This window comes from Candidatus Clostridium eludens (genome assembly GCF_045310515.1).
Classification (GTDB): domain Bacteria; phylum Bacillota; class Clostridia; order Clostridiales; family Clostridiaceae; genus Clostridium_B; species Clostridium_B eludens.
Genome location: NZ_JBJHZX010000002.1, coordinates 211,683 through 222,860 on the forward strand (window position 1 = coordinate 211,683; position 11,178 = coordinate 222,860).

Annotated in this window: 12 protein-coding genes; 3 read left to right on the forward strand and 9 right to left on the reverse strand. The window is 28.3% G+C overall.

The features are described 5' to 3' along the window. Positions 1 to 3 precede the first annotated feature (3 nt). The 3 genes from ACJDU8_RS02450 to ACJDU8_RS02460 form a co-directional block, all read right to left on the reverse strand. On the reverse strand, positions 4 to 1,155 hold the full coding sequence (locus ACJDU8_RS02450) for a ParB/RepB/Spo0J family partition protein (protein ID WP_406790557.1): 1,152 nt from the start codon (positions 1,153 to 1,155) through the stop codon (positions 4 to 6). A 296-nt stretch (positions 1,156 to 1,451) separates the two neighbouring features. Then, positions 1,452 to 1,655 (reverse strand): hypothetical protein, encoded by a 204-nt coding sequence (locus tag ACJDU8_RS02455; protein WP_406790558.1) that lies wholly within the window; start codon positions 1,653 to 1,655, stop codon positions 1,452 to 1,454. A gap of 696 nt (positions 1,656 to 2,351) precedes the next feature. Further along, positions 2,352 to 2,801, reverse strand: coding sequence for a hypothetical protein (locus ACJDU8_RS02460; protein ID WP_406790559.1), 450 nt, complete (start codon positions 2,799 to 2,801; stop codon positions 2,352 to 2,354). A gap of 279 nt (positions 2,802 to 3,080) precedes the next feature. On the opposite strand from ACJDU8_RS02460, the gene ACJDU8_RS02465 reads away from it, so the two are divergent. Further along, positions 3,081 to 3,317: a helix-turn-helix domain-containing protein gene (locus tag ACJDU8_RS02465; protein ID WP_406790560.1), complete on the forward strand. Its 237-nt coding sequence runs from the start codon at positions 3,081 to 3,083 to the stop codon at positions 3,315 to 3,317. A 235-nt stretch (positions 3,318 to 3,552) separates the two neighbouring features. On the opposite strand, the gene ACJDU8_RS02470 is transcribed toward ACJDU8_RS02465, so the two are convergent. The 4 genes from ACJDU8_RS02470 to ACJDU8_RS02485 all read right to left on the reverse strand — a co-directional run bounded on the left by ACJDU8_RS02470 (position 3,553) and on the right by ACJDU8_RS02485 (position 7,633). Next, a complete protein-coding gene (locus tag ACJDU8_RS02470) occupies positions 3,553 to 4,509 on the reverse strand; it encodes a phosphotransferase (protein ID WP_406790561.1) in 957 nt (318 codons plus the stop codon). 65 nt (positions 4,510 to 4,574) lie between these two features. Next, positions 4,575 to 5,954, reverse strand: a complete 1,380-nt coding sequence (locus tag ACJDU8_RS02475) for a FibroRumin system radical SAM peptide maturase (protein WP_406790562.1) — start codon at positions 5,952 to 5,954, stop codon at positions 4,575 to 4,577. A gap of 33 nt (positions 5,955 to 5,987) precedes the next feature. Further along, the gene (locus ACJDU8_RS02480) at positions 5,988 to 7,334 is read right to left on the reverse strand and encodes a radical SAM protein (protein WP_406790563.1); all 1,347 of its coding nucleotides are present in this window, start codon (positions 7,332 to 7,334) and stop codon (positions 5,988 to 5,990) included. A gap of 110 nt (positions 7,335 to 7,444) precedes the next feature. Then, complete coding sequence (locus tag ACJDU8_RS02485; RefSeq protein ID WP_406790564.1) at positions 7,445 to 7,633, reverse strand: hypothetical protein; 189 nt, start codon at positions 7,631 to 7,633, stop codon at positions 7,445 to 7,447. A 576-nt stretch (positions 7,634 to 8,209) separates the two neighbouring features. On the opposite strand from ACJDU8_RS02485, the gene ACJDU8_RS02490 reads away from it, so the two are divergent. Next, positions 8,210 to 8,455 (forward strand): hypothetical protein, encoded by a 246-nt coding sequence (locus tag ACJDU8_RS02490; RefSeq protein WP_406790565.1) that lies wholly within the window; start codon positions 8,210 to 8,212, stop codon positions 8,453 to 8,455. Positions 8,456 to 8,659: 204 nt separating this feature from the next. Further along, positions 8,660 to 8,845 carry a hypothetical protein gene (locus ACJDU8_RS02495; RefSeq protein ID WP_406790566.1) on the forward strand — a complete coding sequence of 62 codons (186 nt, stop codon included), beginning with the start codon at positions 8,660 to 8,662 and terminating at the stop codon, positions 8,843 to 8,845. A gap of 74 nt (positions 8,846 to 8,919) precedes the next feature. Here the strand turns inward: ACJDU8_RS02495 and ACJDU8_RS02500 are convergent, their stop codons facing one another. Together ACJDU8_RS02500 and ACJDU8_RS02505 are read right to left on the reverse strand one after the other, a co-directional pair. Further along, complete coding sequence (locus ACJDU8_RS02500) at positions 8,920 to 9,282, reverse strand: hypothetical protein (protein ID WP_406790567.1); 363 nt, start codon at positions 9,280 to 9,282, stop codon at positions 8,920 to 8,922. A gap of 333 nt (positions 9,283 to 9,615) precedes the next feature. Then, positions 9,616 to 10,002 carry a metallophosphoesterase gene (locus ACJDU8_RS02505; RefSeq protein WP_406790568.1) on the reverse strand — a complete coding sequence of 129 codons (387 nt, stop codon included), beginning with the start codon at positions 10,000 to 10,002 and terminating at the stop codon, positions 9,616 to 9,618. Between the last annotated feature and the right edge of the window lie 1,176 nt (positions 10,003 to 11,178).

Sequence of the window (11,178 nt, forward strand, 5' to 3'; positions counted from 1 at the left end):
TAACTATTTTACCTCCACATAATTTATTTTATTTGGTATGTATTGTTTCATTTCATAACACCATCCTTCTATAACATCTACTATTTCAGTAAGATTTCTCATTACTATATCATCATTTTTAGCTTCTAATAACGACCTTGAATATCTTACCGGTGCCAGTTTACTTTTTATTAAATCATCTATCTCAACTACTAATCCTGAGATATCTGTTATTGCTTGTATTTGCCTGCCTAAGTCATCTTTTTGTTTTGTTAAATATGTAATATCTTCTTTCATTTTTTTATAGTCCAATGAATCTTGTTCAAATGCATCTGCTTTTTTAGTCATTAAATCCAAGTCTATTTCCAGTTCATTTTTTTCACTGGCCAATTTAATAATTTTTTTCTCCAATTCTTTGTTTTTATCCACTATAGTATAATCCGTGTTATCTACCTGGACTATTTCAGGAGCTTTGCTTTTTTCTTCCTCTAGTAGTTGCTTTATTTTACTGTTTTCCTCTTCAAGTTCTTCTTTCTGCTTTAAATATTCTTCAGTTTGTTTTCTTGTCATATCGGCAATCTTATCTTTTCCTAATTCCTCTATAAATTTTTGTTGTTCTTCATTTGATAATTTTGCCCATACATTTAGTGCTGTAGTATATTTAACTGTCCCATTATCTATAAGTTGCTGTAGTTCCGGTGATAAGGTTCGGAGTTTTTTAAGCCTTTGAATAGTTCTTACATCTGTTCCTAATTCCTTGGCTATTTGTTCTTGTGTCAGCGACAATTTGTCGCCCACATTAAAACCTTTTGAATTCATACTTCCCTGTCTCACCCCACATAACCTCTCATATTCTTCATATACCTTACCCTGTTTAACTGGACTATTCTTCAGTCTTCCAAAATTAGTTGCTAAAAGTTTTTTTAATTTTTCACTTTCATCAATTAAATCTTCTCTAATAATTACAGGTACTAATTCAATGCCTAAGTCCTTAGAGGCCTTCAGTCTCTGATGCCCGCTAATTATAGTCATATCAGGGGCTACGATTAGAGGAGTTATAATTCCATCCTCCTGTATAGATTTTTTAAATTTTTCATACTGTTCACCTTCAATATCATCGAAAAATTCTTGATTCCGAAGATGCGGTTTTAATTTTGACACTTCAATCATTTGCATATTTTTCTTATCACTCCTTTTTAATTTTTATTAAGAAAGATGAAATAAGAGATATACTTTATATAAATAAAGGTTGACTAAAAATATATCTCTAACAGCCATCAATTATTTTACTTTCCACATAAATATAAATTCATACTTTAGAATATCCATCTTCGTAACAATATAATTTATTCCGGTTCTTAACTAAAGTTTCTTCATTAGTCACGCTATTATAATCAAAATTGGGTTTCCATAAGATTACATCATTCTTTTTATGTTTTTTAATCTAGTTCTATTTTTCTCTATTATATTATTCATATTTTGATTACCTCTCTTCCTTCGCATAAAGGACATCTCTTTCCATGAGTAAAATCATAGGGAGTAATTAAATAAGATGGGTGTGCTTTGTCCTTTACACACTTTATCCATACAAGCACATCCTTTGCATCTGCCCTTATTTCAAAAGGATTACCCCCTATTTGCTTTATTCTAATGTCATTTACCACTATTTTCCTCATAATCTTTTCCCTCCATTAATCTTTCCTAATTGCTAGAACATGAATTTACTTAATTCATTCAGTTCATTTTGCTTTATAATATCTTCTACTAAACTTGTATGCCCAATAGGGCTTGTACTATTTATAAGATTCTCCAAATATTAATTTATTAGCTTGTCCTACTATCTATTACTTTGCTTAACAAAATTAATACTAAAGTTATGACCAGCATTATTCCTAATGTTTCAAAAAATTCCTGAAAACCGGTAAAATGCAATAACACCATACTAATTCCTCCTGACTCTCATATTTATGAAATTGTCATTTTATTTTTTCTTTTTTTAAGCCTTTTTCATATATTTCTTCTCCTTTTTCTTCAGTTGTAACCTCAACAAATAGCCTAACCATAGGGCATACAGCCGAATGCAACATAATATTTGACTTTATTTTTTGTTTATGATATATTAAATTAAGGTATTTATAATACATAAAATTTATTAATATTTAACATATTCTAAAATATATGCAGTAGGATTAATGGCCAAATTAATCCCATGCAAATAATACCATGTTTATTTTGTACTGTAAAATATGACTTTATCCACGTAACGGAGTTATAAGAGTTTATTTTTAGATTTCTAATATATCTGCGTTTATTTGTGTTGTTTTCAGTCCATTCTTAATAATTACATACATGCATAATATAGTATGTTATGGTTAAAATTTATAATCATGGTAGCTCAACATAATCTCTATATTATCTTCCAGAAACTTAATCAAAAAATACTCACCCCACTTGTCCCATACAACCCCTTTAGCTGCTAAAGTATCAAACTCTAAATTTCCCACTTCTTCAGTATAGTCTAATAAAATAAAGCTTTCTTCCACACCGTCTTCCACTTCTTTTTGGCTAATAACAGCCTTGAAATCCTCATAAATTACTGCCGGAGTTGTAAGGACTCCTATAACTTCAGCCACTATTGTTCCATGGTCACTATTTGCTATCTGGTTCACTTTGTCCAAAAGTTCTTCCAATGTAATTTTATGTATTAATGTTTCTTCAATAACCCTTTCAATTATTTCATAATCTAATCCTTTTTCATTTTCTTCCGAAGCTCCTCTTTTATAGTCTTCTAATATTACTTTTTCTATCGTTTTTATTGACATTAATATCCCCTCCTATGCGCTATGGTATTGGTTTTCCCTACTTAAAAGTATTATATTTTAATTAAGAAATGAAGTACCTACCTTTAGGTTTGATGCTTTCTTATTTTTGAAGCGTAATATTATTACTTGTAGTATAATTATATTACTACTACGGTAATAAATCAAGCAATTTTTATTACTATAGAGGTAATTTTGTTACGGAGACTGTTGATTTGCCAGCAATATACGGTATAATATACCGTATAAGAAGTCATTATTATTTATAGGAGTGAACTTTCAATGGTTAAAATATATATAAGTAATTTACTGGGAAAATATAAAAAAAATCAGGCATGGCTAGCATCAGAAACGGGCATAAGACCTGCAACCATAAGTAGTTTCTACTACGAAAAGGCTAAAAGAATAGAGTTAAGTCAGTTAGAAGCCCTATATAAGGCTTTTAAACAGTTAGATAGAAATTTAAAATTTAGTGATATAATTGATTATGTGGATAATGAAGAAAAGGCAGAGGACTAATTTAAAAAAGACTCTATAAAATAGACAGTTAAAAAAACGTATGAAATACTATTTTTAACCACCTATTTTGTAGGGTCTTTTTTAAATGTCCTTGGCATGGGAACCACTTTAATTTTAATCCTGCTGCTTTTTTTATTATAAAGCTCTTTTGATGTAACTTTTGACATAAACTTTATATGATGCAGTGGCCTTTTTATGTTGGTTATCTTCAGCTCTTATTGTAAGACATACTAACTTATTGTTTAAAAATTTTATTTGGTAGCCATGATATATCAGGAAAATTACTAGCATTAGCTGCTAAATAAAGTAATGTTTGATATACTTCGAAAGTCTCAATATATCTATAATTTATCTTTTCTCTAGTTATGCTTTCATAGCCTTGAATAATAAATTTTTGTTGTTCTTCTTCATAAAAATCCAAAAATAATGTACCTAAATCATGATAATAATAGCCATATGCACTTAAACAAAAATCTATAGGTACAATACAATTATTGTTTTTCACTAGATTAGTTCTAGTTAAGTCCGAATGAATTATTCCATAAGAATTACCCGCTAAATCCAGTTCTTTCATTCTAAGTTGAACCTCTCTTGCAGCTTCTTCCATACTTTTATACTGTTCATCAGAATATGAACTATTCTCCAAACCTTTATGCATATAATATAATAATTTTTCCACCATAGATGCATCATAACTTTTTCTATAGAGTTTTAAATTCTTTAATCTATTTCGGGATATTATATGCATTCTTCCTACTAATACTCCAATATTAAACAAATCAACATCCCCTATATTCTCTTGCCCAAAATCAATCCCATTTATCCATGATAACATCGTTACAGGGACTCCATTACTTAACATGGAAACAAATTTACCATACTTATTGCTTATGGGTTTTTGTATAACATCGCAATATTTTACCATACTCCTATTATCAGATGAAATATAGAAACTCAATTCATTCCTAAATATATTTAAAATTTTCATTTCTGCCTCTAATAATTTTATTGAATGCATATCATCCCCAAATATGGAAAAGTCTATACCCTCACCATATTTATGTATTCTTGCAACATAAGACATATTATTATAGATTACTTTAAAAATTAAATTTTCACTAAAACGTATGAATTTAACTTGAGCATTTTGCATGTCATATAATTCCAAAGTTTCTTCAAGCATGTTATCCATATGTCACCACCCTTGCATAAGAATAGCTTATATTATTTGAAATTACTTTTAATATTAAAATTCATTCATATCATAGAATTCTCTGATATAAGTATCCTATACAAATCATTTATCATAAACTCTAGTATCTTTTTAGAATGAATACAAAACTTTCTATCAACCAAATGTATACTTTTAACTTTTGCAGTTTTCATTGCATTAATAGGACATCCTCCTCCACAAATTCCTAATGCCTCACAGCTAATACATTCTTGATTGTTTATTGGACTTAATTGGCTCCACTCATTAAAAACTTTATCAATTGACAAATTTACATTTATTTGATGTACATCTGTAATAAAATAATCCCTATTTTCCATACAACCATGACAGACTCCTACAGCACCATCCGGTGTTATTACAATTTGACTTCCCGATGTAGCTGCACAATCAGATAAATATAATTCCGAATCCGTAAATGCTTTTAATTTTCTCATTATTCTATCTTCATAAATTCCCATTTCTCTTGCTTTTTTATAAAATTCTATTATAAAATCAGTAGCATTATTATAATAATCATTATTAACTTTAAATTCTTCTGTATCATATAAAATATTAAAACTAATTTGATTAATACTATATTTCTCTAATAATTTAAATATTGCATTTACATCGCGTAAAGTATGTTCTGTTAAAGTAATTGACAGACCAATTGGCATTTTTTTATTTTTAACCAAATCCAAAGTACCAATTAATTGTGAAAAAACATTTTTGCCATTTTTATTTATCCTGCCATAATTTGCATATTCATCAACGCCATCTATTGATATTGATACATTTACATCATTTTTCATTAAAAAATCTATTTTTGATTCATCCAATAATAGTCCATTAGTAACCATTGAAAATTTTAAGTTCTGAGTTAATACCCCTTTAATTTGATACTTCTTACATCTTTCAATTACATATTTCAAAGTTTCAAAATTAATCAATGGTTCTCCACCATAAAAAATAATTTCCTTATCGTTATCAAAATAATCTTTATTCATTTGTATTTGGGTTATAAAAAACTTAATTGCTTTATCAGCGATTTCTTTACTCATTGGATAATTCGTTACTTTGGAATTAACATTAACTTTTCCATTTCCCAAAAAACAATACTTACACGCTAAATTACACTGTTCCGATAACACAAAATAAGCTAAACTAATATATGGTTTAGGTAAAAATTTTTTTACTGCTTTTAATAGTTTTTCATCCTCATCTTCATTGTTAACTATTATTTTATATTTCCACAAACTATCTATCAATTCCTTAGAAAGTTCACATTCTGTACTACCCTCTAACATACCTTGCAATTTTTCATGTTCACTTTTTCTTAAATACACCGGCTTCATTCTTAAGCTGTGATAATATGCATAATCATCTTCCACCTTGTATATTTTAACAAATTTAGACTGTCTCATTTACTGTACTTCCTCCTACTTTATATACATTACTTACCATAATAAAAAGTCATTCGATTCTATCATCAGTCTATAAAAATTATTAATATAATTTTGAGAACACTCTCTCGCCTTAATTTTACTAAAATCAATATTTTCAATGTCACATTGCGTTATTTGTGGAAACTGTGTAACTCTGCATCCTCCTCCACAAATATATTTAAGTAAACAATTTTTACATGGTAACAAATTATCAACCTGTGAAATTTCTCTAACTTTTTTACGTATCTCTAAAACATGTTCAATTGGTACTTGCCTAATATTACCATATTTTCTTACATCATTTACTCTTCCACAGAAATAAAAATCTCCATTTGAATTTACTGTCAAAGCACCATACCCGCAATTACGGAAAATTCTATTATGTTCATGATTACGCACAAATGCTGTTAATTCATTATTAGGATAAATATCCTCAGCTATCTTATCCACTCTGTCAGCCATAAGTCTATTTTTTTCTTCGGACGCATTAATATCTCGTCCATCAATTAATTCTCTTCCAAATATAATAAGAAAATCATCATTTTTATACTTTTCGACTAACTGTCGACCAAATTTTATATATTTTTCATAATACTCATCAATAAAATCATATAAAGGAGTTACACTTACAGAAACAGACAAGCCTCCAATCTTAATAAACTCATCTACTGTTTCCAATGCTTTATCAAAAACTCCACTTCCTCTTATTCTTGCATTACTCATTTCATTATATCCATCTACACTTACCTGCAAATCATCTATATATTTAGCTCCTTCATTTATCATCTGAGTTGTCCACAAAGTACCATTTGTTAGTACTTGGGTATACATCCCAATAATTTTTGCATATTTAAGAATTTCTATGAAACCCTCCTTCAATGCAACCTCTCCACCTGTAAATATAATTTTATCACTCCCGTACTCATAACATTTATCTATTAATCTCTTTATTTCATCTGTTGACAACTCGTTTTTCAATTCATTTGATGCATACATAAAGCAATGTTTACAACGCAGATTACAATTATTTGTTAAATATAATCGTAGTGGAAAACTCTCCTCTTGAATATTAATAATTTCATCAAAATGTTTTCCTTCAATTTGTACCAATACTTTCTTTAATTCTTCAAGACTTTTAGCATATTTTCCTATTAATTTACCTACAGATAAGCCCAACTCTATATCTAAAAAAATATTCATTTGTAATTGATTTTCTATAACAATCCAATTACCATTACTAGGAGAAATAATCAATCGAAAACCTTTATAAATAACGGTTTCAATATCAGATGGAACTACGTAAATTTTCTCATTACTAACCTTTAATTCTTTATTCAAATATTTTAATTTTATTGACATTGCATATCCTTCCCTTCAAAATGTGTTTTTCACATATCAAAGGGTCTTCGACATGCAAATACCACATCAAAGACCCACTACTAACTCGTATGCACACTTTGCAATATTACTTACCAACTTGACTGAGGTTTAACATCTGTCTTTCTACAATTTCCTACGCATCTTCCACCTATAGTTCTTATACAGTCACTATTAACATCTGTCTTTCTACAATTTCCCACGCATCTTCCACCTACTGTTCTTATACAGTCGACATTTGAACCATACATTTTTGAATACATTTTTTTATTCGCTACCATTACTATGCACCTCCTAGTTTTTGTTTTATTTTAACAATTTTTTCACATAGAATCAACACTTTTATTCTTAATAAACTTTACAATAAAAATATAACAACTATTTAAAACCTACTATTTTCAACACCTAACATTACATATACTTTAATTAATAAAGACCTTATTAAAAATATCTTTTAGTTTCTTCGCTGGTTTTACTTCTATAAATTTCTTATACCCTATCTCACCAGCTTCAAAATTATATCTTTTACCTTTTTTGTTACATTCCAAATTAATGCTTTATTCTCCAATTTAAACAACAATAGTTTATCCATTTAACTTTCATCCATTTCATATATTACCAATATTTAATAATCTTAAATATTATAATATATTACTTGTGCTTCCTGTCTTTTAACCAAATCAGATTGTTTTTTCAAGTCCGAATTATTCGGATTTGATTTTCTATCTCCACCATGTCTAATTCCATAAATCCTTTCAAGTTCCAGAATACATCTTTGAAGAATATTTGTTGACTACATTACACTGCATGGTATAATATACATAAATTAACAATACATAGAGAAGTAGTTGATAGTTATGTTATTAACCTTAGAAAATTTAGGAGAAATGAAATTACATGATTTTATTTTTACGTTTGAAAAACAATGTAATGTAAAGTTAGCTTATGTAGGCTTTAATTCTCATTCGAACCTTGATGCATTAAATAATTATATACATAACTTAAATAAAGATAGACAAGTTCCTTATGATTTAGGTGATGTTGCAAAATTACTAGATATAGATCTAAAAAAACAATTCATAAAGAAGAGAATACAAAAATAATTAACATAAACAAAGCAATGGATAAATTAATGGAAGAAGACCTTTTTAGAGAATTTGACAGCAAAAAAAACAGAAAAAAATATACTTCTTCAAGATTATCCAAGGAAGAGCTTCAGGCGTTTGAAGATGGTACATTCTGAGACAATCTTTAATGATATCTAAAAATCTTAAGGAAAAAACAAACTTAGAAAGGAGACGTTGCATATGTCACTAAAGACAGAAATTTTTGAAGAACTAGAAAAATTGATTCATTCTCATCTTAATGACCTACCTAAAAATGGTTTTAAAATGATTTATGAAGAATCAAATATTAAAATAAGCCTAGAAGTATCCAATACACCTATAATTAAAAAGAAAGTAATGAAGAGACATCTCTCTGATGCTATATGAATTCTTAAAAAATAAGAGAGCTTATTAACAATGATAGCTCGTTAATAGCTCTTTTAACTTTTTTCTATTAATATTTAATTGTTATTCTCTTTTTCATCTTTAACATATATTTTAATTCCAACATTATCTCCTAAATCCCATTTAATACTTATTGCTTTAGTACCACCAAATTCCACCAACTCAGTTCTAAATCCCAATTTTTGAAGTTCTAGAGTTACACTATCTATAATACTGGATTCAGCTTTATTGCACATGTAACTTGTAGAATAGTCTCCTTTTTCAGCCATTATTTCAATCGTATCTAATATTTTTCTTAGTGTTTTTTCAGTCTCTTTTTTAATATCTAGCACTTTAATATTCTCTTGGTCTGCTAACTCTTTCATTTGTTTGGCTGTTTTATATTCATATCCTTCTTTTTTATCTTGTTTTAAATCCATATATCGCTATTTCCTCCTAATACTTTAACATACTTAAATTTCACTTTATCCTAATAATTTTCTCATACACTAAAGTATGCTTATCATCTATATTAATATCCGCATGAAAGTGACCGAAATACCAATGCCCGTACTTTAATTCTATTTGCAACATATTAAAAAAACTATTGAGCGGATTATTCTCTTTAATCCAGCACATTTGTTCCATCAATTCTATCGATACTGTGTGAGTGATAACAAAGTCAACGTTCCAATTATTTTTATCCAGATTGTCTAGTGCTTCTTCATATTCATCTTTGGATGGTAGTTCTTCTTTCCACCATGTTTTCCCTTCTACTCTATTATATTTGTCAATAGATTCCCCCCCCCACCCATAGCAAAGAATTTAAGCCCAGCTATGTTAAACACTTGGCCTCGCATTAAATGAATTACACTATCAGAAATTCTATGTATTTTACCACCATTCCATTTAGTTACCGGATATTTATCAAGTAATTCAAAATTTTCATGGTTGCCATCAATCCATAAAGTCGCAAAATTTTTCTTTTCCAGCCACTTTCGCCAGTTTAGCTCCTCAGTACTATTATTCCAAATTCCTCCAAAGTCACCGCATATAATGACATAATCCTCTTTTGTCATACTTTTCTGTGAATTAAAATTATCCTCATCTAACTTTTCTATATCTAATGGTATGTGGGTATCTCCTGTAACATAAATCATATCTATGTCTACCTTTCAGTATACTTATTTTTAGTAAAAGGGTAATTATATATCTCAATATCTATATCTATATCTATAAATCCTCTTCTCTGCGCCCCTATTAATATCTGATGCATATTCAATCTACCAACTGGATTATCAGTATGAATATATATTTTTTCAGCTCTTATATTTTTCTTACATTTATTGAAATTTTACTACACTTCATGATTAGCTACAAGATTTCTTAGCAACTATCTTGACTAAATTTTAAATAATAAAAATATACAATTTAACTGAAGGTAATAAAAAAAGTATCACCTATGCAATTAGAAGATACTTTTTTTCAATGATAAAATTCTCATTTTATTAAAAATCAGTATGAATATTTATTGCAAAAAATAAGAAAGGTTAAGTAACACCATTTAAAATAGTAAAATTTATGACACCTTGTAAGAATAATGCGTCTTAACTTTATTTGACAGCATATATTCAATCAAGATTCTTTCAAAATATATACTATCACACCTTTTTCCATTTTTATAAATATATTTATTATAACGTCCAACAGATTGAAAACCATTCTTAATTAATACTATTTGAGAACCTATTTCATCAGGAGATGTTCCCTCTGAGCTAGTCTATTGAGGATTGATCTGAATATTTACAATATACTATTTAGTTCATCGACACTAGCTAAAATAGGATAGCTTAATTCTTTTATGAGATTGGAAAGAGTCATTTTCATAGCATTCATATTGTTGGTGCTCTCTATTTTTCATCAATAATTCCTATAGAATATATCATCTCACAATTTCTCTCATTAATGAGTTCTCTTTCTTTATTCTCTGACATAAAATCCTTCCTTTTAAGGCACAAAAATGTGGGTACTTGTATATTTATTTCCTAGCATTTAAACTAAACATAACACTAAATATTTTAAAGTAATACGGATACGTTCCACCTGAAAACTGATCTGATTAAGCAAAATAATTATTATCGGAGGTAATTTAGACTTTTAATGTTGGTGCTTTGATTGCTATCTGTTTATGGATTAGACTTTGAGCTATCAAGTATGTGCAATAAAACTGAGTAAAATATAATAAAAAGGGGAAAAGCCATGTTAGATTTACATAATTTTATGCTAAAATGAAAAGGAGAAGAATATGATAAAAATAGCAATAACGTTGTAGGAAA